Below are 23492 nucleotides of genomic sequence, written 5' to 3'. Positions count from 1 at the left end.
TTCCATGGTATAAGCAATTCGAATAAGGTAAGGGATAACTTTCTCACACTAAGGTGCATCACACTTTGGTGGCTCAAGAGAGATAAGCCACTGTGCCATATCCGTTAAAGACTCATCGCCACTGTGTTTCAGGCCGAACAGCAAATCTTCCTGGCGCGGCTGACCGAAGACTATACGGTAGAGTGCGAGTTCTCGTTTGAGCCGCTTAAACTTAATGCTCTCTTTGCTGTATGGCAGTATGGGAACCCGGCGCTCGACGCGAGAGGTTCCTTCCTCAAAAATCCAGTAGGGAATCAGATCTGACTGTCCAGCTTTGCGTTGACTTGCCGCAAGTGCGAAGAGCTGTGCCCAGGGATCTGCACTTTCTGCCAGTGAATGAAGTGCACTCAAACCATAATACTCGGCAATATTCTTCCTTACCGCATGGCCCTTATAACGGTGTACTCGTCCTTCACGCTGTTCTAGATCGACCGGGTTTGACGGTAGATTCCAGTGCATCACCGCATGACACCAGGTGTGAAAATCGAGCCCCTCTTGCCCGATTGAGGTGGAAGCCAATACAAAGGGGTGGAAGGGGGAGTTAAACGCATCTTTTACTGATTCAGCATGTGCGACGGCTTGATCCGTGTCGTCTCTCAACTGACCGTAGCGTAAAGCAAAGCGACAACGTGTATATAAATCGCTCCAGGTATAATTGCCCCCGTTCGTTTTGAACTCATCAATGTTCAATTGTGTGGTACGCAGTGAAACCACAGCCTGAATACGGGACGCAATAGCCGCCAGCTGCGCCCCGGCTGGCTCATGCTGTAACCCCATCGACTCCAGCAGCGTATGGACATACTCATCCAGTATGGCCTGAATGTTGCCATCAATGCCATAACGCAGTGTCAGCCGCCAGTAAGTATCGTCCCCGGTGCCGCGCAGAAGCGAAATGCTCTCTGCCAGGTTGTAGAGCGAACGAAATCCAGAGGCTATCTTCGCTGCGGCTGACAACATCTCTGCCGAATCGATTCTCAGTCCTGTGTCTATACGGCTGAGCGCCCGGAGGGCACATGTACCGGGGCTGGCAAGCGCGAAGTCACAGAGGACCTCAGCCAAATCATCTGGGCGTGGGCCGAGGGTGATGCTACCATTTGCCACCCCGGCAAACTGGTCGATATGTTCCTGGAAGTTTTCCGCAGGCTCATTTTGGGATGGCCCGGTGTACCAGTAATGTTCGCCCTGCCACCAGGCTGGCGTTTCAGTTTGTGCATCCAGTAACGCCAGGGCTGCCCAGTACCAACGTTCGTCCGCACGAGTCCCCGGGCCGCCATTGCCCAGTGTCTCAATAAGTGTTTCACATTTCGCCGTTGCAATCGCTCTTACGGCCTTCACGCTCAGCGGCTCGCCGGTGTTTTGGAGGGCAATTTCAAGCGGATCGATATGCCGGGCGAGCGTCGGTGACGGTAACATCCAGGCGATAACAGGCATTCCGCTGAGGCGGCCATCTTTTGATGATTTCGCAAAGTTGAGCAGCGGTTTTACTTTTTTCTTGAACTGGCTGTGCAGAATTTTGGGAGCGGCGCCAATCATGCGTCGTTCGGCTTCATAAGAGCAGACAGTGGCAATCGCATTGGGCACTGCACTCCAGGCGGAAAAAACCAGCGTTTTGGTAAAGTTGCCTTTGTTGGCATATACCCCGTCTGGTGTCATATAAGGCAGCGAAGGAGGCATCCATAAAAGCTGCCACATGCCTTTATCCAGCGTGTCTTCAAACAGCATCCGCATACGTGGGTTGGCGGCATCCAGTGGCTGGTAGCGCTCCAGTTTTGCCTTTGTCAGCAACTGCGGTTTTGCTGATTTGACGAGTTTACGCAATGCATCTGAAGGTGATTCCAGTGCCTTATCCATACGGGTACGTAATTCGTAATTTTTCAGGAAATTGAAAAGATAAGGCATCGATTTCCAGTATTCGAGGACATCGCGGGCTTGTACTTCCATGGCGACGCCATCAACCGCCGCTGCGTGATAAAGATCGGCGGGCGTAATCATAGCTGGTTGTGAGACTTCCTTCGTCATCGCATCCAGTTTTTGAGTCATCGTTACCCGTTCGGTACGGCACATTACCTGTAATAAAGCGTGCTCCAGTGCTTTTTTTGTCTCCGCTGCGTTTTCTGAGGCGTGCAATGCGGTACGGTGATCGAGCAAGTACTGCTGAATATCTTTGATTTGACTGTCATCGTTATACAAAAACTGCAATGTGCGGATAAAGTCGGCGTAGTGGTTATCTTCTTCGCTTTCCTGATCGAGGGTGAACATTTTATACGGGGTCGCTGAGAGCAAGAGCACGCGCACGTCGGGCTGCTCAAAGAGCGCTTTGGCCAGCAGTGCGGCTTCATCGTCACCGTCGAGTAAGGCTTTAAACCGCTGAAATTCATCAAGGATAACCAGATCGGGTTCCAGCGCAGATAAGCACACGGAAGCCAGTTTGCTTCTGAGTTTGCCGATCAGGGCGTAACGCAGTTCAGAATCGTGCGTTTCGCCGTCCTCGTCATTATCGGCAAAACATTCACAACCTTCTTTGAGTTGAGCGTACAGTTCGGTATCGTCCAGAACCTGGCGGCGAAAATCTTTTGCCAGTTCCCTGTCAATGTCGTCGACAGAAAGCTGGTCAACCGCGGAACACCAGCCTGGCCGGTTTGCTGTTGCCTGAAGCAGGTTAAGCATACCCATGCGTAAACGTTCACGACGCTCGCCTTTAGCCAGCGGTAAATCGTACAAAATGCGATACAGGATCGCGCGCTCTTCTTTATGGCCGCCACGACTGCGGGTATGATCGAGGGCGGTATTCGGCGTTAGACTGATAAAATTGATTCTGTTTTTGCGCAGAGACCGTACCTGTTTTGGCAGGAGTGTCAGGCGGGTTGAATGCGAAAATTGCGTCTCATTGCTGACATTCAGGCGCTTGATATTCTGCGCAGCGATAGCCGCATTTGAACAGATATAAATGATGTCGATACGGTCAACTTTATCCTGTAAATGTTCGATGGCTTTGGCGATGATGCCGCGGGCAACCATCGTTTTTCCCAGACCAACTTCATCGGCGACCAGAAAGCGATTTTGCTGTTTATCACCGTAAAATTGCTGAAAAACATAATTTACGGTGCGTTGCTGAAAATCTTTCAATCCCGTGAGCGGGGCGATAATACTGGGGTGCTTATCGGCCATTTCGTCCTCCCATGGCTGATTCAAATACGGCCCACAAAGCAAGAAAATCTTGCGGAATCATGTCGCTTTGTCCTTTGCGCATATTGCCAATCAGCGCGGCGATATCTTTTAAGCGTTCAGGCTCACGGCTATAGATACGCGTCAGCTCTTCCAGCACGGCAAATTCTTCGCCACTGGCAAGCCTTGTAAAGAAATGGCCATCGCCAAAGGCGTTTTCGGCAAAGAAGGATTGCTGTCCCGCCTCGCCTATCAACATCAACAGATAACGCAGAAAATCCTGTTTCTGCATGCTGCTTTGTAAAATCATTGCATGGCGATCGGGGGGTAAGGTATCAATCGGCAGATTGAGGACAAATCTGACCGATACATCCGGGTGCGATGTTTTAAGGGAAAACGCTGTCAGCCCGGTAATGGCTGGGACTGAAAACTCACCGAGTGCTCTTTTATTCCCATCGGCCGGGTCCAGCAGGCTACAGCCAAGTCCGTCTGATACCGTCACGGGCCACGCAGTTGCCTGCACGATACCCGGTAGCTCAGGAATTTCACCGACAAGCCACAATGCCCAGCTTTGGTCGTTTCCACCGGGGTGACAGTGAAGAGTCAATTCGGCGTCGGCGAGCAACTCACGTGCCTGTTCAACGTGGGACTCGGCTTCTACACGCAGGACATCGGGTTCAAACGGCTGGGCAGGGTCGAAATCTTGCAGATAGCTTTCCATTCCATCGCTGCTCAGAAGGTCATCAATGGTGCCTGTGTGCTTTTTCTTACCCTTGAGCGAAACTAAAATTTCGCAGTTCGTTTTCCCCAGTAGTGCTGCGTTGGTGGCATTTGCTGAACCCAGAACCAGCTCGCTGTCCCGGCCATTTTCAAACAGATACGCTTTGGCATGCAGGCCGGAAGCGATGATATCGTCAGGGGCATTCTCGTCGGATGCTTGCTCTTCTGCGGCATCGTCAAGGTGAAGCTGACGTGTGAAAAGGCCGCGCGTCTCTTCACTCAAGGCAAGCAGAGTGTCCGGGCGTGAAATCAGCGCATCGGCTTGCTGGCAATGCTTCACGATGTGTTGCAGTGCCTCGTCGGTGCAAAATGGTGAGATAACCACCGCGCGATCCGCTTCGGGTGGCTGCCAGTCGTATCCTTCGCCAGGCAGGAAAAACGCGATCTCATCAAAGCCTGCGGGACATTCCCATTTCACATACAACAGTTCATCTGCAAAGCGCTGCGCCTGCGCTCGGCGATGTTTCGCCATTTTTCCCGTCGCCCGTTTGGGCAGTGCGGAGAATAAATGCATTAGCGCTTTATTGGCACTTTGCTTACGTTTTACGGGGTAGCCGTCCAGTTGCAAAGAGAGGTCCCAGGATGAATCGGTAGTTAAATTTCGACTCAGTACAACCAGCCGGTACATCACTTCGTCTGTTTCAGGATTGATAAAACGGATCGCCCAGGTTTTGGGGTGAAAGACTCCGCGGCCTTTGGCTTTTGATTCAGCAATCATCTCCTCAAGCAGGCCGAATAAGGGGTTGGGCTTGAGCTTTGCGGGGACTTGAATACGCCCTTTTTGGACGTACACCGTGATCCGTTCGGAATAACGACGAATGGATTCAAAAATGGACAGCGGATCCTGAGCACGATTGCTGTCAGTCGCTGTGAACGCCAAATAGACCGGCGCCTGCAGTAAAAATGCCGGGTCGAGTGAAAAGCTGGTAGCGATGGCTTCATCAAACACCATGCCGGGTGGAGAGGTCAGTGCCGAAGTATATAAGCTGCGATTGTTGGGGTTTAACATTCTTCTCTCCTGAGACCCTGCGCCAGATCGTTAAGCACTATCTGGACGTTATTCCAGCGATAGACTAGCCGCAGGGTTCCGGCATATCCACTCCATTGCTCCAGTGCGCGTCTGTTTTTAAAGCGTGAACGAGGGCCTTTGAGGGCTATTTCGCGGGCTCGGATGAGTGCACAGGCTTCTTTACTGGTGAGTAATGTCCCGGAGGATTGTCGAATAAGGGCAATCCACTGTTCTACAAAGCTGCGGGTCTTCAGACTAATGCTATAGGCCGGCCTGGCGGTAAGTTCCCACATGCGCTCGAGCGACCAGGTCGAGATGTCCTTGCGGGGGAGTGAGGTAAACCAAGCGACGAAGCTGTCATGGTGTTGAGACAGAAGGTCGTTATCTGCGCGTTCTTTGGCAAGTAAATAGTTATAAAGCAGGGCTGCGCCGTGCATCGCATAAGAAAAAAGCCGCGCGTGAGTCAACAGTTCCTTGAGATCGTCCGGGAATTTCGCGTAATCCGGATGTTCCCATGGTGTACTGACGTTTGCCGGTTCGCTATGCAGGGTCAGCCAGGCCAGCAGGCTGCCTTTGCATGAACATTGAATACGGTCACGTAGAAAACTGGCTTCCTGGCGCGTCAGGGCAAATGTTGCCTCATCAGGAAAGTTGGGCGGTGGCGCAGGCAGACTAGAGTGCCAGCTCGGGGCTGGTTTATTTGCGCTTGTGTCGCCCATATCGTCCTGATTTTTTTCCTGGTATTCGCGCTCGCTAATTTCCGCGCGTGCGCGATACAGTTCATCCACACGCTGATGATATTCTTCCTGCGACCACGACGTCTTGTGAATCTTCCAGTGTCGCAGCCCGGACCAGTAAACGGAACTGGGCAGACGTTTTAGCTTTTCACGTGAGTTTTTACCAAATGTACCGGCCGAATCTTCTTCGAGCCGGGAGAGGGGGATAATTAAGGCGCGTTCGTCCCGGTCGGCCTGGGAACCAAAGTTTGCAGCGGATATGCGCTTATTTTCGAGGCGTTGATAGATCCATGGAACAAAAAGCATATAGCGTAAACGGGTCTGAATGGTGCTGGTGCCTGGAAATAGCTGTTCAGCAAAACTGTCTCTGATAGCACCGATACCCAACTCATCTCGGCTCTCTTTTTGTTGAAAGAGCGCAAGAATATTTAACGTTTTGGCCTGTGCGTTTGCATCGTGGTCAAGCCAACCTAAAGTGGATGCCATACCTATTTCCTTGGTTAAATGTATTATCTGCTGCTTGTTTTTGCATACATTTCCAACAGCACATTAATGTCCTATCTTCGCCGGTTCGCTCAGACACATAGTCTTCCCGGTAGGCTTGTGCAGCATTACTTATATTGAAGACAATCTTAACGTTGAAGAAAAGGTAAAACCATTTCGATAGCAAGCAAATGCGCGAGTATCCCAATCCATGATTACCGCACTGTCGTCTCCGTCATCAGAACCGAAGAAGGTGTCGTTGCAGCACTCCAGCGCAAATACCCGGAGCACGTTTCATCGCGCTTAAACTGAGTATCTAGTCCGGTTTGAGCGCGCCGTCCAGATAAATGACGAAAAGGATTTAGAAATGTAGCAGCTTAATATTGCCAGGATATTGCTACTTCATGGGCTCATTCGAATGTTAAAATCTTGGTTGTTAATATGGCAGGCCATGTGATTTTGCAGTTTGCTATCTTCCCAACAAACAGGACAACTCAGGTGTAATTTATCTGCCAGTTGGCCTTCTCAATACTGTAAATACCGGTCCCGCAGGCAGTGCAGAACTTTTCCCCGTTGTAATGCTCACCGCACCAGACGCAGTACCAGGCCAGCGACATTACCGGGGAGTCCGGTTTGTTGAAAAGACTGCGTAATATTTTGCTGCGTTCCTCCGCCTTCACTGCCGGATCAATATGCGCACATCTCATCAGCGTACTGGCAGCTACTGTCGTCTGGTCATGTTCGAACCAGGGTGAGTCAGTGTATGTGCCGGTATGGAAGATGAGTCGGCAGCCACAGGATACGCAGCCCCATACCTGTCTTGGCATGTTATCCGCTTCACTGGTTGTCACAAAATGTCCACGGTGGTCACTGGCGAGGTAGCACTTCAGCATACGAATTTCGGCGTGCTGATTCTCACTGGTGATGGTCTTAAAATTCATCGGACTGACTCCTTATCACCATATGACATGCAGGCAGGTACCGTCCCGGAACGAGATGGCTGTCTGTGTGGAGGATGGTGGGTTACAAGTTGCTTATGGATGACTGGAACTGATGGTTCAGGGCTTTCGGCTGCAAATGGGGCAGGGTTTCACGCCGCAATAGCGCCGTTCGCAACGTTCGCACTGCCAGCGGAGTGTTATGCAGTTAGCTACTTTACGGGAATGACATTTCCCTGTGGGCGAGGGCTTTATATTCAGGCTCCCCGCGAGTCTGTAATACGCTGTTGCATCCAGCTTTCTACTTCGCTTTTATACCAACGGGAACTCCGTCCCAGCTTGATGGGTTTCGGGAATTCGCCATCCTTAATAAGCTTGTAGAACCACTTGTCGGTCATACCTGTGTATGTGGTGATGTATACCATGTCGATAAGTGGGTCTTCTGCGCAAAGAATGGGGTAAATGGCTGTAGTCATGGAATCTCTCCCTCTGAAAATGAATGACGGGAGGAGTCCGGCGTGGTTGAGTTCTATTGCACGCCAGTACTCCTTCAGAGGATAGGGATTGCCAGTAAAAAAATACCGTGTTACAGCCAGAACGAAGGTGTAGCCAGCCTACCCCTGGCTGGCACCCATGGAACGTGTATCAGCGGAGTAATGTTTTGTCCGCTCTTTTGCCAGGTAACTTGCACGGAAGACCAGGTCTTCGTACTGCTGATAAAATACAGGTTTGTCACGCTCAAGAATGTAAGAGCCACTTTCCGGGAAATGGACCAGGCGGCTGTATTCGGGATAATCGGTTAACCCCAGTGCGCTCAGCCAGGCTTCTTGTATCATGTTCCACAGGCTGCTGTATCCCGCCGATCCCAGAGACCGGAATAAGTCTTTATTGAAGAACAGTAGCGCGTGGTAGTGACTGTGCAGAGCCGTTTCAGTTTCCCTGACCCAGAAATAACGTAACTTGCAAGAATAATCCCGCAGGCCTCTCAAACAACGTTGTTGACGATAATGGCCGATCTTTGCTGTCAGGGAGCGAGTAAAACGCGCCATGACGTTAGATGAGGTATTAGGGTGACAGCAGATACTGTCGTCTGCTGCCCATTCAGGGGAAAAGTGTAAATCTACCCTCAGGGCAAAGGTTCGTGGATACTCAGCTATAGCACAAGCCATGACGTTCTCCAGCCGTTCTAAATAGCGTGAATTAAACGGGGAATGACGATGGTCCAGTAATGCTTTATTAAACATAGCGGAACTCCTGGTATTATTTGGAAATAGGTGGACTATCAAAGAAAGCGCATGGTAATGTTCGCAGGTAGTCAGCGGAGGCCGCCTGCGCGTAGTACATACAAATGGTGAATCAGGTATTTAATTACATTGTTTAACAGGCTTGTTATAGAAATAAACTTGCGCGCTTATTAAAGATTTTGCATGGTTGGCTATTAATTACATTGTTCGTGGCTTGATTTTTATCGGACTTTTAGGTATCGAGAGACATAACCATGACTACAATGAGAAATCATTTGATATTCCTTATGATATCATTCCATTGGCAATAAAGATAATAGTTGAACAGTGACTCGTATCAACTAACAAGTGTATGCTTATTGGAAAGGGTGTGGTGGGATTTAATATTGTGAGAGGTGATGTTATAAATGGATTGTAATTGAATATGTATTAGTCACCATGATATAACTTAATCTCACCTAAGAGTGGTAATGATGCATGCTTTAATCAGAAAAGACATATATTACTATTACCAACACAAGAAGCTAAACTCTCAAAGGTAAAAACAGGTCTTACACGATAGTTTTTGTATTTTTAACAGAACAGCATCACTCTCAAGTTAGTCAGTCTGCTATACAGCATTTTTTGTCACTTCAGAACAGTTATCTATCGAGTTTCACTGGGAGTGCTTACGACCTGTCTAAGACGATGACAAGTTCATGGCGGGAGTAACAACTGAGGGCGGTTTCGCGTTAATTCCCTGGTATTTTTGTCGCATATCTGTTTGTCAGTCTGGTAAAAAATAACATATCAAGTTCCACGCCTGCCATGGAATAATCGTTGTCCTTTCTGCCCGGGTCCTCAATGAGCCGGTATAACAAACCACCCTGCATCTCTGCCCTAAATACCAGACCGGGGCCTCCAGCGCCATCCTTTTTATCCAGTACCTTACCATGCAGAATCCGAAACTGCTTGCGAGCATGAACAATCCCCACCATGCACAACAGATAAGCCGCATAAACCCAGTATGCAGCTATAGTACATTTCACTCCTTATTCTCAATGATTGTTTCTACAAGTCATGCCATTTTTTACCACAACAAATGTTACTTTATTGCATGGCTATGTTATAAGCTCATAGTGACTTATGGTCCTGTTGCCCGTTGAAAAGGAAACCAGATGAAGGCTTACAACATGATGGACGATTTCAGGTTCCTCTACCCCAGGAAATCTGACATGCATAAGAACATAAGGCGAGACAGAGGACATCTGAACATGTTGGTAAATACCTGGTGCCTTTTTTACAATGACAGCGTTAGAGAAAAAGCCATAGATCTCATTACTGAATTAAATTATTACTATGAGGGGATTACTGATGGCGAGATCATGTTCTCTGATGAATGCTCTCCTGAATATAAAGAACAAATCATTGCAGTAACAAGGCAGTGTATCTATAAAAAAATGTCGGCATACCGAAGACTGAGAGACTATCATCACGAAGTGCTAAGATCTCATCCCAAAGCAGGGTATGTTTGCTTTTCTCTGGATGTTGATAAAAATACACACAACTACCTGACGACCGATGTCCATAATAACCTCATTAAGGATTTGGTAAAGAAATTCACTAATAACTTTAAATCCCTGACATTGTATTCACACGTAGCAGCATATTTCTGGGTTATTCTTCGACGCCGTGATGGATACCCCTATCTTCATTTCACCCTCTACTTCAAAGAGAAAGATTTCAACCATGTGGCTGGATTATCGATAAACAAAACATGGTTGAATGTTCTGGAAAAACAAGGTCTCAAAGGAAGTATTCGTTACTTTATAATAACGGAAGATTTTATTGGTCCTCGTTTATCAAAAGGAGGTGTTGCCGGAGACAGGTGCCTCTATGAGGTCAGCCCATACCACGATGACGAAAAAAATGAGTTGTTCATTTATAATGACTATAATGGAGCGGATATACTCCAGGAGATGTCCTCCGATATAAATAAAATTAATAACAAAGTGTTTGAGTTACACCTGTACACACTGTCAAAGCTGACTTTTGTTTTTCCTGGAAAAACCAAAAGTCAGGGGTTCTCGAAAATAAAGAAATAAGCCAGATTTTGATTCATCACCCGAAGAGTATGCTGGCGCATATTCAGCCCTGCAGTTCACATTACCGGTAGCATTCCACCAGCTATCGTCTGTTGATACACATAGTAACGTGTGATGCCCACCATAAACAAAAGCCTACATAATCTGTCTCCTCCTGCTTTTCAGTAAATTTTGAGATACATACCATCCTCCTGAAGCGAAGCCCGATTGTCGATAAACCCTGTGTGGCTTTTCGATAAATATCTTTGTTTAACTACGATCGATTTTGTCGATCGGACCGATCGAATTTCATTGTTATCCCCTTCACCCATGTGGCTATAAAATCCCCATGGGATACTTATGGCTGTTAATGTTCTATTTAAAATCAGATAGATATCTCCTTTCTGGTAGGGGATTCTACAACCAAAGGAGTTTTAATAATGAAAAGAAAAATGATGCACACTTTTCTGCTGGCCTGTTCACTGATACCCGTACTGGCACAGGCCTTCGGTAATCATGAGACATGGAGCAAGGGCTGGGCCCAGGGAGTATCAGAGTTTGTTATCAACGGGGAAGGTCAGTCGCAATTGTTTCTTACCTGCGAGGATTACGGCTCGCAACCGACCACGATCATATTCACTGATGCCAGTGGGTATCAGGTCAGTATGGACGGGGATAAAAACCTTCAGCTCAGCATTGACGATGGAGTACCCATTGATATCAGCGAATCTGAGAGTCGGGTGGGCGGTAACAACCTGGCGCAGGCCTGGGCTCAGTTACGTAATGGCAAACAGGTCTCAGTGACAGGAGACGGTGTTAAGTCTGCCACTTTCACGCTAGCCGGGGCGGCTAAGGTACTACCGGCATTCGGGACACACGGTTGCGTGGGTAAAGATGCACTCTAACCTGCATCTGAGTTTGACGCCTGTTGATTACGTTATTTTAAAAAGGAACAGATTATGAAATTTAAACATATGCTGGTACCCGCACTGCTTGCACTCTCAGCTCATACGCTGGCAGAACCAGCGCCGACCATCAAAGTGGAGACCAGTAATCAGGTTCATCCTGCCGGAACACGCTATGTCACGGTCGTGGTCACCTCGCTGGATGATAGTATCAAAGTTGAAAAGATAGATGTGAACCGGGGTAACTGTCGTATTGATAACCAGAAGTACCTATATTCCAGCAATAAGGAAACTATTCTGCCCGCCTCCTTGCGCTACGGGGAGTCCGTCAAAGTAAATTTTTATAATAACTGCGTTGCTTCTGAAGTCGTCGTCACCACGGATAAGGGGGGATGGCGTTACACCTACCACTGAGCCGCTTTCCTGAATCAGCTTCCTCAAATAAATCCTCACTCCACCAGAGGACTGCCGCCAGGCAGTCCGGAGCAAACTCTATGACCTTTCTGAAAATTCTGGTGACGGCCCTGGCCCAGGCACTGACCTGGTGCGGCGGGCATCAGGCCCGACAATTTATTGAAATTCGCCTGCGTCAGGCAGGCTACGATGACAGCAGCATTGATACAGCCCGGGAAGCGGTCACGTTACTGGTCACTGCACTTATCACCGCCCTGATGGCGCAGATACTGAAGATTCTGGATACGCTGTAGTCCCGCCCTATCCGTTCATTGAGAACAACACATCCAGCCCCTGCCTCCTCACGGAGCAGGGGCTTTTGCTTTTATGCCGTCAGAGTAATCAGATGAGGAATCAACCATGCGATTAGCCAGCCGTTTTGGTCGGGTGAACCAGATTCGCCGCGGCCGTCCCTTAACCCGCGAAGAACTGATGCAGCATGTCCCCAGCGTCTTCGGGGAAGACAAGCACGACTCCAGAAGCGAAAAGTACACCTACATACCCACAATCACCCTGCTGGAGAACCTTAAACGCGAAGGGTTCCAGCCATTCTTTGCCTGTCAGTCACGAGTGCGTGACCAGAGCCGACGGGAACATACAAAGCATATGCTGCGCCTGCGTCGTGCCGGTCAGATAAACGGTCAGCAGGTGCCGGAAATCATCATTCTGAATTCTCACGATGGCGCATCAAGTTTTCAGTTACTGCCGGGGATATTCCGGAGTGTCTGCACCAATTCACTCGTCTGCGGACAGTCGTTTGGCGAGATTCGCGTACCACACCGGGGTGATGTTGTCGGGAAGGTGATTGAGGGGGCCTATGAGGTTCTCAGCGTCTTTGACCGGGTGGAAGAGAAACGCGACGCCATGCAGTCCCTGCAACTACCGCCACCAGCACAACATGCACTGGCTAAAGCGGCGCTGACATACCGTTTTGGGGAAGAGTACCAGCCAGTGACTGAATCGCAAATCCTCGCCCCCCGCCGCTGGCAGGACGAGAGTGAAGACCTGTGGACCACTTACCAGCGCATTCAGGAAAACCTGCTGAAAGGCGGGCTAAGTGGCCGTACCGCGCAGGGTAAACGTACCCACACCCGCGCAGTAAACGGGATTGATGGCGACGTTAAGTTAAACCGTGCGCTCTGGGTGATGGCCGAGAACATGATGGACCTGTTGGGCAGGTATCCGGCCGAGGTGATTGCCCAGGCCATTGAGGCGCTGGAGGCGTTTGAGTTCGAGACAACCGCGGGGGCCGCGACGGTACAGATGGCGCCCCTTGGCGTGGCCGGGCTGATCACGCCGTGGAACAGCGACGCGGGTTTTATCTGCGGCAAGCTGGCGGTCGCGCTGGCGGCAGGCTGTACGGCAGTGATTAAGCCGAGCGAAATGAGCGCCCTGCAAACCCGGATTGTCACCGAAGCGTTGCGCGATGCTGCTTTGCCGCCGGGCGTGTTTAACATTGTCACCGGGCGCGGTGAAACCGTCGGGGACACCATCAGCCGCCATCCGGACGTGGCGAAAATCTCGTTTACCGGCTCGACGAATACCGGCAAGGCCATTCTGCGTAACGCGGCGGAAAGCTTTAAGCGCGTGACGCTGGAGCTGGGCGGTAAATCGCCGACGATCCTGCTGGATGATGTGGACCTGGCGCAGGCGATCCCGCTGGTGATTCAGGCCGGGTTTATGAACAGCGGGCAGGCGTGCGTGGCGGGAACGCGCATTCTGGTACCGCAGTCGCGTAAAACGGAAATCGAAACCGCGCTGGCGCAGGCCGTGGCGGCGGTGAAATCCGGTGACCCGCGCGACAGTGCCACGGACGTCGGCCCGATGGTCAGCGAGAAGCAGTGGCTGCGGGTGCAGGGGTATATTCGTCAGGGGCTCGACGGGGGGGCACGGCTGCTGGCAGGAGGCGAAGGGCGGCCAGCGGGCACGCAGGATGGCTGGTTTGTACGCCCGACGCTGTTTGCTGACGTGAATAATGGCATGGTGATTGCCCGCGACGAGATTTTTGGCCCGGTGCTGTGCATCATTCCCTATCAGGACGAAGCGGAGGCTATCGCGATTGCCAATGACACCGAGTACGGCCTGAGCGCGATGGTGCTGGGTGAGGATGTGGACCGCGCCCGCCGCGTGGCGCAGCAGATTGTCTCCGGGCGCGTGCTGGTGAATACGCTTGCCCATGAGCCGAAAGCGCCGTTTGGCGGGTTTAAGCACTCCGGCGTGGGGCGCGAGATGGGTGAGTGGGGGATTCGGGCGTTTATGGAGCCGAGGTCGATCCTGGGCTAAAACCTGCCCGGTGGCGCTGCGCTTACCGGGCCTACAGGCGCTCGTAGGCCGGATAAGCGCAGCGCCATCCGGCAAAAACACTTCGTCAGTCGCCGAAGTATGAAGTTAATTTTCTCTGCATTCTCTCCTCACTATCACAACGGAGAGACACTTATGATCGCAGTCCTTTTCGAAGCCAAAGCGGAGCCTCATCATCAGGCCCGCTACCTGCAACTCGCCGCTGAACTCAAACCTTTGCTGGCCGACATTGATGGTTTTATTGATATCGAACGCTTTCAGAGTTTGACCACCGACGGCAAAATCCTGTCCCTTTCCTGGTGGCGGGATGAAGAGGCCATCCGCAGCTGGAAGCAAAACGTCTTTCACCAGGCGGCGCAGGCTGAAGGGCGGGGATCCATTTTTGCGTACTATCGCATTCGCGTGGCACAGGTCGTGCGGGAATACAGTTCCGAAAACGGAGGGCAGGCGAATGTATGACGTTCACGTAATTTTCAGCGACAGGCCCGGCGAGCTGGCGCGCTTTGGGCAACTGTTAGGCCGTCACGGCGTGGGGCTGGAGGGGGGCGGCGTATTTGGTACCGATGCCCATTTCCTGGTGGAGGACGGAGAAAAAGCCTGCCGCGTGCTGATGGAGGCCGGATTTATCGTTCAGGCGGTGCGCAAGCCGGTTATCAGAAAACTCAGGCAGGAGCGGCCAGGCGAGTTAGGTGACATCGCGGCGGTGCTGGCGGCACGCGGTGTGTCTATTCTTACCCAGTACAGCGACCATGCGAATCACCTTATTCTGCTGACGGATGATGATAAGCTGGCCGCAGAGATCACCGAACCCTGGGCCCCCCATGTTAAAAACGAACCAGCCTCCTGAGAACAGCGCGGCACTGGAACAGGCCATTGCGGCGGTGGCGGCGGCAATGGCCGATCCCTCGCGCGTGAAGATGCTCTGCGCGCTGATGGACGGGCGGGCGTGGACCGCTACCGAACTCAGCACTGCGGCAGATGTTGCGCCGTCGACCGCCAGCGGGCATCTCGCCCGGCTGGTGGAGGGAAAGTTGATTACGTGTTTATCGCAAGGGCGGCACCGCTATTATCGCCTTGCCGGGCACGACGTCGCGGCGCTGGTCGAGCAGATGATGGGGCTCTCCTGGAGCCGCATTACGCCGCCGGAAACGTCTGCGCCAAAAGCCCTGCGTGAAGCCCGCACCTGCTATAACCACCTTGCCGGAACGGTGGCGGTTCAGATCTATGATTTTATGCAGGCGGAAGGCTGGCTGGAGGCTGACGGTTCCGCGCTCACCCTGTATGGCCGTGAGCAGTTTCTGAAACTCGGCATTCCATTAAATGCTCATCCCCGTCGTAAGGCCTGCTGCGCCTGCCTCGACTGGAGCGAGCGACGGTTTCATCTTGGGGGAGAAGCGGGCACGGCGCTGCTCACTTATCTGGAGAGTAAAGGCTGGATCCAGCGGGTGATGGGGTACAGGGAGGTGGTGGTGACGGCGTCGGGGAGAAGTGCCATTACCCGACGTTTTAGCTTTAGCCGTTAAATTCCGCTGCGGGCTGATGCCCTCACCGCGGACCTCTCCCACAGGGAGAGGGAGAACGTCGTTTTCGCAATTCCTGCGCTTTCGTCCCTCGTTTCTTGATACTTACCCTGATAACTATTATCTTGACTGCGTGTGACGAGAGGGACTCCCCATGAGTGAAGAAGAACTGTTTAGCCGCAGGCCGATGGGTATGCGGATGGCGATGATCGTGCGTCAGTGGCGTGCGGTGATCGACGATGCCATTCTCGATACCGGGTTAACCCAGTCGAGCTGGACGGTGATGATGCAGCTTTTTCAACTTGGGGATAACGTCTCAATGAGTGAGCTGGCGGAGGTGCAGGGCATTGAACTGCCGCCGCTGATGCGCACGCTCACACAGCTGGAAAAACAGGGTTACCTGCTGCGCACCACATCGCCTTATGACAAGCGCATCCGGCTTCTGACGCTGACGCCTGAGGGAAAAGCCATCTTAAAAAGGCTTACTCAGGTGATTGAGACCTATCAGGCGCGGGTATCGCAAAATATCGCGCCGGAACATATCGAGATCTTCAGCGCCACCCTGAATCAAATCGCCTGTAATTTGCGGACAATCCGCGAAGAAGACAACAAGACCGAAAAATAATGACCCCTGAACAAAAGTTTGCCCGCTGGGTAAGGGTGAGTATTGCCTCTTTCCTGCTGATGTTTATCTATTTTGTCGTCGCGGATATCTGGATCCCGCTGACGCCGGACTCCACCGTGATGCGCGTGGTGACGCCGGTTTCTCCGCGTGTCTCCGGCTATGTGGCGGCCGTGCATGTGCACAACAACAGCCAGGTGAAGCGGGGCGATCTGCTGTTTGAACTCGACGACACGCCGTTTCGCAATAAAGTGGAAGCGGCGCAAATCGCGCTGGAGCAGGCTCGTCTTTCCAACCAGCAGCTGGACGCGCAGATTGCCGCCGCGCAGGCCAGCCTGAAAACCGCCGTGCTGACCGCGCGTAACGATAAAGTGACCTTCGAACGTTATCAGAAGCTGAGCACGTTACAGAACGTCTCGCAGGCGGATCTGGATAAAGTCCGGACCACCTGGCAGAGCAGCGAGCAGTCCGTCAGCACGATTCAGGCTAATATCCAGAACCTGCGTATTCAGCGCGGCGAGCGGGATGAACACCGCAACGTCACGCTGCAAAAATACCGCAACGCGCTGGATGAGGCGGAGCTGAATCTCGGCTGGACGAAGGTGTATGCTCAGGCAGACGGCACGGTCAGTAACCTGCAGTTAAGCCCCGGTTTTTATGCCTCCTCAGGCGCAGCGGCGCTGGCGCTGGTGAACAACCAGACCGACATCGTGGCCGATTTCCGCGAGAAAAGCCTGCGCCATACCCATCAGGGCACCGATGCCGCGGTGGTGTTTGACGCCTTTCCGGGACGCGTCTTCCACGCCCACGTGACCAGCAGCGACGCGGGGATCCTCGCGGGTCAGGAGGCGGTGAACGGCCAGCTCTCCGAGCCGGAAACCTCGAACCGCTGGGTGCGTGACGCCCAACGCATGCGCATCCACGTCATGCTGGACGAGGCGCTGCCGAAGCCACTGCCGACCGGCGCGCGGGCGACTGTCCAGCTCTATAACAGTGAAGGGCCGTTTGCGCGCTTCTTCTCCGGGATGCAGATCCATCTGGTGAGCCTGCTGCATTATGTCTATTAATACGCTGGCGCGGGTGTTTACCCCGCACGGTAACATCGTCTACACGGCAAACGACTTTCGCCAGACTTTGCGCATCGTCTTTGCAGGGATGATTGCGCTGAGCATTTCCAGTTTCTACAACACCAGCTACGGCGTGTTTTTTGTGGTCTACCCGATCATGCTGCTCTCGCTGGTGCCGGTCTTCAACCGCCATGTGGCGAAGCAGTTTATCTTCAGTGCATCGCTGAACTGCGTTGAAATGGTGATTATCATCGGCTATCTGTCGCAATGGCCGGTCATCATGACGCTGGTGGTGTTTGCCCTGTACGTCATGCGTTTTCGCTTTATGAGCAAAGGGCCGCTGTTCCTGTTCGGGTCGATGGGCGTGGTGTGCCAGAGCGTGATGCTCAATTTTATGAGCTACCCCACCACCAACTGGCACACGCTGCTGTTTTCCAACATCGAAGCGAGCGTGATGGCGGTGTGCCTGAGCGCGCTGATGAACTATCTCCTGCCGGACGTGGAACCCCGCAAGCCGCCGCCATTGATTGAGAAAGACGATGCCCGCGTGCGCCATGAGTCGCTGCTCTCCGGCACCGTCGCGACGCTGATTTTCGTCGTTTTTCAAATCAGTGACTTAAGCGATTCCCTCTCGGCGCTGATGGCCGGGATTTTGATCCTGTTCCCGATGCACTATCGTGGCGCGGTGATGAGCTCCATCTGGCGCGTGGTCGGCGTAGTATTGGGCTGTCTTTATATCCTGGTTGTCCAGCTCATACTCTACGACCACAGTAGCCATATGCTGCTCATGATGCCGCTGATTGGCCTTGGGCTGGCGTTTGGCGCACGTCTGCATGTGATGGAGAAAGTAGGCGCAGGCGTAGGATTTTCCAGTATTACCACCATCGGCATTATGTTCGGGCAGAACATGCATCCTGACAGCGACCTGGTGTTCAGCGATCTCTATCGCATCACCTCCGTCACGTTTTCGCTGGTGGCGACGCTGACGATGGTCTTTCTGGTGCATTTAATCCTGAATCGCTTCGAGGCGACGCGCTATATCATCGCGCCGCCCAAAGCGGATTAATGTCCCAGCACGGCAGGCAGCTGCGAGAGTAAAAACAGGATCAGGCCAATCGTCCCGCCCACCAGCGTACCGTTGACGCGGATAAACTGCAGATCTTTGCCGATATTCAGCTCGATCTGGCGGGACATGTCTTTAGCATCCCAGCTTTTCACCGTGTCGCTGATGTGGCGGGTCAGGAACGCGGCGAAATCCGGCGCGACGCGATGCGCGGCCTGCTCCAGATGCTCGTTCAGCGACGCCCGCAGGCTGGCATCGTTTGTCAGCGTTTCGCCAAACCACAGCCCGGCGTTGGCGATGCGCTGCTTCACGCGCGAGTCTTCACTTTGCATATCCGCCTTCAGCCACTGGCGCAGATCGGCCCACATTTCCCCCAGATAGCGGTTAAACGCCTCGTCATTTTTCAGGTAGTGCTTGATGTTGTCGGCTTTCGCCGCCATTTCCGGATCGTTTTTCAGGTTGTCGATAAGCTTCAGCGTGGCCCGGTCGAACGCCTGACGGATCTGGTGCGTGCGGTCGTGGCTGATATCGTCCAGCAACGTGTTCACCGCATTCGATACCATCTCTGCACTCTGATCGCCCAGCCACTCGGTGGGCAATACCATCGCTTTGCGGGGATGTTCGGTCTTCAGCCAGTGGACGATCTGGTCAGAGATAAATTCCCGCGTGCTGTCGCGCTGAATCAAGGTAATCAGGCGGTTGATGATGGCATCGAGCAGCACCTGGTGGCGGTTGTTTTTGGTCATGCTCTCCAGCATCACGGCGCTGGTTTCGGTGAAATCGACCTTATCGATGGCCTTATGCACCGCGCGTTTGAGCATCCGCTGAATGCGCCCGTCGTCGGTCAACTCAAGGAACCCGCTCATCACCTGCATCAGATGCAGCCCGACGCGCTGGGCGTTGTCAGGCTTGCTGAACCAGGCACCGATCATGTGCGCGGGTTCATAGCGGCGGATTAACGCTACCAGGGACTGGGTATCCAGAAACTTCTCCTGCACAAACTGGCCAAGATTGTCGCCGATACGGTCTTTATTGCGCGGGATAATCGCCGTATGGCGCGCGATAAACGGAATGGGGACCCGGCGAAAAAGCGCAACGACGGCGAACCAGTCCGCCAGTGCGCCGACCATCGCCGCCTCGGCAATCGCCTTTACCCCGCGCACCCAGAAAGTCTGCGGCAGGAACAGAGTGAAGATAAACGCCGCGGCGGCAACCAGCAGCAGCGACAGCGCGAGAAGCTTAGCGCGTTTGAGTTCAGCTATTTTTTCCATGGGTTAAGGATAGAGGGAGACGGGAAGAAAATGCAAAAATCGCCACAGCACCCACCCACCAAACCCCATCAGCACCACGCCCGCCGTGCGTTCAATCCACCCGAGCGCACGGCTGAGCTTCTGTTGCACCGCTCGCAACCCCATTAGCGACACCAGCGCCAGATCCCACACCAGCACCACCATCACCATCCAGACGCCGCAGGTTGCCTGCTGAAGCAGCGTGACGTCTGGCCCCAGTAACGCCGTCATCAGCGCCAGATAGAACAGCGCGTTCTTCGGATTAAGCAGTGCCGAGCCGAGCCCCAGCAGGATTTGCTTACGCAATGCGGGAAGCCGCTGATGAGTTTCATTCAGCGCCAGCGTCTGCGGGCGGCTGCGCACCAGGTGCGAGCCAATCCACAGCAGGTACAGCGCCCCGGACAGTTCGATTAGCGTAAACAGCCACGTAAACTGGCGCAGGGCGCTCCAGCCGACAATCACCAGAACAATATAGAGCGCATTACCCGCGGCGATGCCGAGGCACAGCCCGGCGCTGCCGCGCAGTCGGTAGCGCGCCGCGTAGCCCACAAGCAAGAAGAAATCCGGACCCGGGCTTAACAGCGCAACAAAATGCGCCAGCGCCAGGGCGAGAAAAGCGGAAGGGAAGAACAGTTCCATAGTGACCTCATAGCCGTAACTGAGATCACCTTACGGTGTTACGTATCCTGATTATTGTCTGATATTGATCGTCCTGTGGCGTACTGGCGCGGCGTAGCGGCGCTATAGCGAACGAAGGTCTTATGGAAATGGCTCTGATCGGCAAACCCACTCTGGTAGCTTACGTCGGCAATATCATCCCCGGCGCGCAGCCGTGCTTTGGCGTATTCCACGCGGGAGATATTAAGGAAGCTGGCTGGCGTCAGCCCGGTGTCCTGCCGGAAGGTACGAATCAGCGTCTCCTTGCGTAGCGAGAAGCGTTGAGCAAGTTCATCAAGCGAAGGCGGTGCAGCCAGATCGGCAAGAAGTGCCTGCTGAATATGCTGGCTGGTTGAACGCAGCGCATCAGGGTTATCCGCACGGTGGGGAAGGGCAGAAAGCAGCCTGTCCACGGATGCAGGCGACATTGTCTCAACAATATCAAGGAAGTGCTTGAAGAACGTAGCGTTACGGATCACCTGGAGCGCCAGAAGACGATCGGTGTCGATATAGAGCATATGGTAGCTGCGCGCTTGCCCGGCGATGGGGTTGCAGCTGTGCGGCGCATAAGCCGGGATCACAATCAGATCCCCGGGATGAAGGATGTACTCCCTGTCATGGCACACGCAGCAGGTCTGGCCTTCCACAATCGCGCCAATAGAGAGTTGAGGATGACAATGACGTTTGTAGGCCTGCGTGCTCTGCCATGTGCTGCGCAGCTCAAGGCCTGAGGCGCGGTGAAAAGTCTGGAGGATGTGTCGGATATCGGTCATGGGAACTCCTTCTGGACGTTTTTTATACCACGTCAGGCAACCGTCTGGCAGCGCTTCATTAGGAACCGTCCGGATATACCCAACTTTACGTCCATAGCCAGTCATGTTGACTACCCTTAATACCCTAAGCGGTAAAACATGGAGATTCGATATGGCTTATCAGACAGTAAATCCTGCCACTAACCAGCTCATCAAAGAATACCCCTCACATACCGACGCGGATATTGAAGCGGCCCTGAAGGCGGCTGATGCGCTTTACCATTCTGACTGGGCGAAAGGCGACATCAACCAGCGTCTCCCGGTGTTGCATAAGCTTGCCGACCTGATCGACGAGCGCGTGGACGATCTGGCGAAAATCGCCAGTCAGGAGATGGGTAAGCTCATCGAGCAGAGCCGCGGCGAGGTGAAGCTGTGCGCACAAATCGCGCGCTACTACGCCGACAACGCGAAGCAGTTCCTGGCGCCGGTGAAGTATCCCTCAGAACTTGGGGAAGCGTGGGTGGAGCATCATCCTATCGGCGTACTGATGGCCGTTGAGCCGTGGAACTTCCCGTACTACCAGCTGATGCGCGTTCTGGCGCCGAACCTGGCGGCGGGGAACCCGGTCATCGCCAAACACGCCAGCATTGTACCGCACTGCGCTGAGACCTTTGCCCATCTGGTACGCGAGGCGGGTGCGCCGGAAGGGGCGTGGACCAACCTGTTTATCTCGTCCGATCAGGTGGCGAACATCATCGCTGACGATCGCGTCCAGGGTGCCGCGCTGACCGGTTCCGAAAAAGCCGGTAGCGTCGTGGCCGCACAGGCGGCGAAGCACATCAAGAAATCCACGCTGGAATTGGGCGGTAACGACGTCTTCGTGGTGCTGGATGACGCCGACCTCGAAAAAGCGGTGAAGACGGGGGTCAGTGCGCGCCTCAACAACGCCGGGCAGGTCTGTACCGCGGCGAAGCGATTTATCCTGCATGAAAAGATTGCGGATGCCTTCCTGACTAAATTCACCGAGGCGTTTAAGCAGGTGAAAATCGGCGATCCGCTGGACGAAAGCACCACGCTGGGACCGCTCTCGTCTAAAGATGCGCTGGAAACGCTGACCAAACAGGTTAACGAGGCGGTGAAAAACGGTGCGACGCTGCACTATGGCGGTAAACCTGTTCAGCGTGACGGCAGCTTCTTCGAGCCGACGATTCTGACGAATATCTCTCGCGACAACCCGGCGTATTTCGAGGAGTTCTTCGGTCCGGTGGCCCAGATGTATGTGGTGAAAAACGACGACGAGGCCGTCGCCCTGGCGAACGATTCACACTATGGCCTGGGTGGGGCGGTATTCAGTCAGGATATCGAGCGCGCGAAGAAAATGGCGTCGCGGATTGAGACCGGGATGGTGTACATCAACTGGCTCACCGATACCGCGCCAGAGCTGCCGTTCGGCGGCGTGAAGCGCTCCGGTTATGGACGCGAGCTGTCGGATCTGGGGATAAAAGAGTTTGTGAACCAGAAGCTGGTGGTGGTGCGTAAGTAACGTCATCGCCTTTCTTGCCGGGTGGCGCTGCGCTTACCCGGCCTACAAAACCCGTAGGCCCGTGCAAGCGTAGCGCCGCCGGGCGAAACGCGCAATACAGCCTTAGAAGGACACACCACCGCCCACGTATGCGCCGTCAATCAGCGTGTGGCCAGGGCGACCGTCTTTGCCATCAACGCTCACGTGGCGGTAACCCACTTTCAGGGTCAGCGGCGTGACAGGCGTCCAGCTTACGCCGCCGTTGGCTTCCACGTAGTTTTTCACGCTGTTGTTCAGGCCTTCAGGCGCAACGTAACCTTCGCCATAGACATGGATGCTGTCCGTCAGCGCAACGTTTACGCCGCCACCAATCGGGAACGCCACGCCGTTATCGCCTTTTTTCGGGCCGATGTAGATCGCCTTCGCGCCTGCGTTCAGGATGACCGGGCCCACTTCCAGGTTGTAGCCTGCGCCCACGCCACCGGTCTGGGTACCGTCATCGGTGTTTTTGAGCCAGTTGCTTTCGGCGTAAAGGCCGGATGAGGATTTGCCCATTTCCAGATTGAGGTTAGTAAAGTTTTTACCCTGCTCAACGCTACCGCCCATGGCCAGTGCGGAACCAGAGAGGGCGGTCAGTGCAGAAAGAAGAAGGATATTCAGTTTTTTCATGTTTCGTGCCTCATCATCAAATTAATCTGGAGGCACCATAACAAGCGACGTTTATGACTGCAAATGTGATACAAGTCGCTGTTTTATGCTGGTTTTGTTAAATTTAATTTATTTAATGTTGCGTTTTTGTTTGGTTGAACGGGAGTCAACGCGTGATTTTCAGGCGTTTAGAAACCGTTTAGTTTTTTGACTAAACATAAACTGAACGAGGACG

General features: G+C 53.2%; 21 protein-coding genes and 2 pseudogenes. 13 read left to right on the top strand and 10 right to left on the bottom strand.

Going from position 1 to position 23492, the window contains the following annotated elements; translation table 11 throughout:
• Nucleotides 1–48: 48 nt before the first annotated feature.
• From O1723_RS18935 to O1723_RS18910, 6 genes are all read right to left on the bottom strand, one after another.
• A complete protein-coding gene (locus O1723_RS18935) occupies nt 49–3207 on the bottom strand; it encodes a DEAD/DEAH box helicase (protein ID WP_248191222.1) in 3159 nt (1052 codons plus the stop codon).
• Nucleotides 3197–4993, bottom strand: a complete 1797-nt coding sequence (locus O1723_RS18930; RefSeq protein WP_248191223.1) for a phospholipase D family protein — start codon at nt 4991–4993, stop codon at nt 3197–3199. The genes O1723_RS18935 and O1723_RS18930 overlap by 11 nt, the downstream gene beginning before the upstream one ends.
• On the bottom strand, nt 4987–6216 hold the full coding sequence (locus tag O1723_RS18925; RefSeq protein ID WP_248191225.1) for a DUF6361 family protein: 1230 nt from the start codon (nt 6214–6216) through the stop codon (nt 4987–4989). Before O1723_RS18925 ends, O1723_RS18930 begins: the two co-directional genes overlap by 7 nt.
• 491 nt (nt 6217–6707) lie before the next feature.
• Entirely contained in the window at nt 6708–7154 is a 447-nt protein-coding gene (locus O1723_RS18920; protein ID WP_249427808.1) for a putative zinc ribbon protein, read from the bottom strand.
• A gap of 254 nt (nt 7155–7408) precedes the next feature.
• Nucleotides 7409–7627, bottom strand: a complete 219-nt coding sequence (locus O1723_RS18915; protein ID WP_248191227.1) for a helix-turn-helix transcriptional regulator — start codon at nt 7625–7627, stop codon at nt 7409–7411.
• Between the two features lie 138 nt (nt 7628–7765).
• Complete coding sequence (locus tag O1723_RS18910; protein ID WP_197800803.1) at nt 7766–8395, bottom strand: inovirus Gp2 family protein; 630 nt, start codon at nt 8393–8395, stop codon at nt 7766–7768.
• Nucleotides 8396–9552: 1157 nt separating this feature from the next.
• Here O1723_RS18910 and O1723_RS18905 point away from each other — a divergent pair.
• From O1723_RS18905 to O1723_RS18850, 12 genes and pseudogenes are all read left to right on the top strand, one after another.
• Nucleotides 9553–10479 (top strand): hypothetical protein, encoded by a 927-nt coding sequence (locus O1723_RS18905; RefSeq protein WP_248191231.1) that lies wholly within the window; start codon nt 9553–9555, stop codon nt 10477–10479.
• A gap of 419 nt (nt 10480–10898) precedes the next feature.
• Entirely contained in the window at nt 10899–11363 is a 465-nt protein-coding gene (locus O1723_RS18900; protein WP_197800805.1) for a hypothetical protein, read from the top strand.
• A gap of 54 nt (nt 11364–11417) precedes the next feature.
• Nucleotides 11418–11777 (top strand): hypothetical protein, encoded by a 360-nt coding sequence (locus O1723_RS18895; RefSeq protein ID WP_010434179.1) that lies wholly within the window; start codon nt 11418–11420, stop codon nt 11775–11777.
• 80 nt (nt 11778–11857) lie between these two features.
• Nucleotides 11858–12070, top strand: coding sequence for a hypothetical protein (locus tag O1723_RS18890; protein ID WP_248191233.1), 213 nt, complete (start codon nt 11858–11860; stop codon nt 12068–12070).
• A 106-nt stretch (nt 12071–12176) separates the two neighbouring features.
• Nucleotides 12177–12989: pseudogene (locus O1723_RS18885) on the top strand (DUF932 domain-containing protein); the annotation flags it as partial.
• Nucleotides 12987–14099 (top strand): annotated as a pseudogene (locus O1723_RS18880) (aldehyde dehydrogenase family protein); the annotation flags it as partial. The pseudogenes O1723_RS18885 and O1723_RS18880, both read left to right, overlap by 3 nt.
• Before the next feature lie 153 nt (nt 14100–14252).
• Nucleotides 14253–14576 carry an antibiotic biosynthesis monooxygenase family protein gene (locus tag O1723_RS18875; RefSeq protein ID WP_014882395.1) on the top strand — a complete coding sequence of 108 codons (324 nt, stop codon included), beginning with the start codon at nt 14253–14255 and terminating at the stop codon, nt 14574–14576.
• Nucleotides 14569–14964, top strand: coding sequence for an amino acid-binding protein (locus tag O1723_RS18870; protein ID WP_014882396.1), 396 nt, complete (start codon nt 14569–14571; stop codon nt 14962–14964). The genes O1723_RS18875 and O1723_RS18870 overlap by 8 nt, the downstream gene beginning before the upstream one ends.
• A complete protein-coding gene (locus O1723_RS18865) occupies nt 14939–15640 on the top strand; it encodes an ArsR/SmtB family transcription factor (protein WP_248191235.1) in 702 nt (233 codons plus the stop codon). The genes O1723_RS18870 and O1723_RS18865 overlap by 26 nt, the downstream gene beginning before the upstream one ends.
• Before the next feature lie 151 nt (nt 15641–15791).
• Nucleotides 15792–16262, top strand: a complete 471-nt coding sequence (locus O1723_RS18860) for a MarR family winged helix-turn-helix transcriptional regulator (RefSeq protein ID WP_014882398.1) — start codon at nt 15792–15794, stop codon at nt 16260–16262.
• Nucleotides 16259–17326, top strand: a complete 1068-nt coding sequence (locus tag O1723_RS18855) for an HlyD family secretion protein (protein ID WP_086527800.1) — start codon at nt 16259–16261, stop codon at nt 17324–17326. Before O1723_RS18860 ends, O1723_RS18855 begins: the two co-directional genes overlap by 4 nt.
• Nucleotides 17316–18392 carry a DUF2955 domain-containing protein gene (locus O1723_RS18850; protein WP_014882400.1) on the top strand — a complete coding sequence of 359 codons (1077 nt, stop codon included), beginning with the start codon at nt 17316–17318 and terminating at the stop codon, nt 18390–18392. The genes O1723_RS18855 and O1723_RS18850 overlap by 11 nt, the downstream gene beginning before the upstream one ends.
• Here the strand turns inward: O1723_RS18850 and O1723_RS18845 are convergent.
• Genes O1723_RS18845 through O1723_RS18835 form a run of 3 tightly spaced genes read right to left on the bottom strand, consistent with a single transcriptional unit; the run spans nt 18389 to nt 21108 of the window.
• Nucleotides 18389–19660, bottom strand: coding sequence for a DUF445 domain-containing protein (locus O1723_RS18845; RefSeq protein ID WP_014882401.1), 1272 nt, complete (start codon nt 19658–19660; stop codon nt 18389–18391). The genes O1723_RS18850 and O1723_RS18845 overlap by 4 nt on opposite strands.
• Nucleotides 19661–19663: 3 nt before the next feature.
• On the bottom strand, nt 19664–20317 hold the full coding sequence (locus tag O1723_RS18840) for a LysE family translocator (protein ID WP_014882402.1): 654 nt from the start codon (nt 20315–20317) through the stop codon (nt 19664–19666).
• Nucleotides 20318–20355: 38 nt separating this feature from the next.
• On the bottom strand, nt 20356–21108 hold the full coding sequence (locus O1723_RS18835; protein ID WP_014882403.1) for an AraC family transcriptional regulator: 753 nt from the start codon (nt 21106–21108) through the stop codon (nt 20356–20358).
• A 151-nt stretch (nt 21109–21259) separates the two neighbouring features.
• Between O1723_RS18835 and O1723_RS18830 the strand changes: the two genes are divergently transcribed.
• Nucleotides 21260–22630 (top strand): NAD-dependent succinate-semialdehyde dehydrogenase, encoded by a 1371-nt coding sequence (locus O1723_RS18830; protein WP_023331941.1) that lies wholly within the window; start codon nt 21260–21262, stop codon nt 22628–22630.
• Between the two features lie 102 nt (nt 22631–22732).
• Here O1723_RS18830 and O1723_RS18825 read toward each other — a convergent pair whose 3' ends face one another.
• Nucleotides 22733–23278 (bottom strand): YfaZ family outer membrane protein, encoded by a 546-nt coding sequence (locus O1723_RS18825; RefSeq protein ID WP_248191237.1) that lies wholly within the window; start codon nt 23276–23278, stop codon nt 22733–22735.
• Nucleotides 23279–23492 lie beyond the last annotated feature (214 nt).

This window comes from Enterobacter cloacae complex sp. HYC080_NIDB (assembly GCF_056673325.1).
This window is presented reverse-complemented; position numbering and strand designations above follow the sequence as displayed.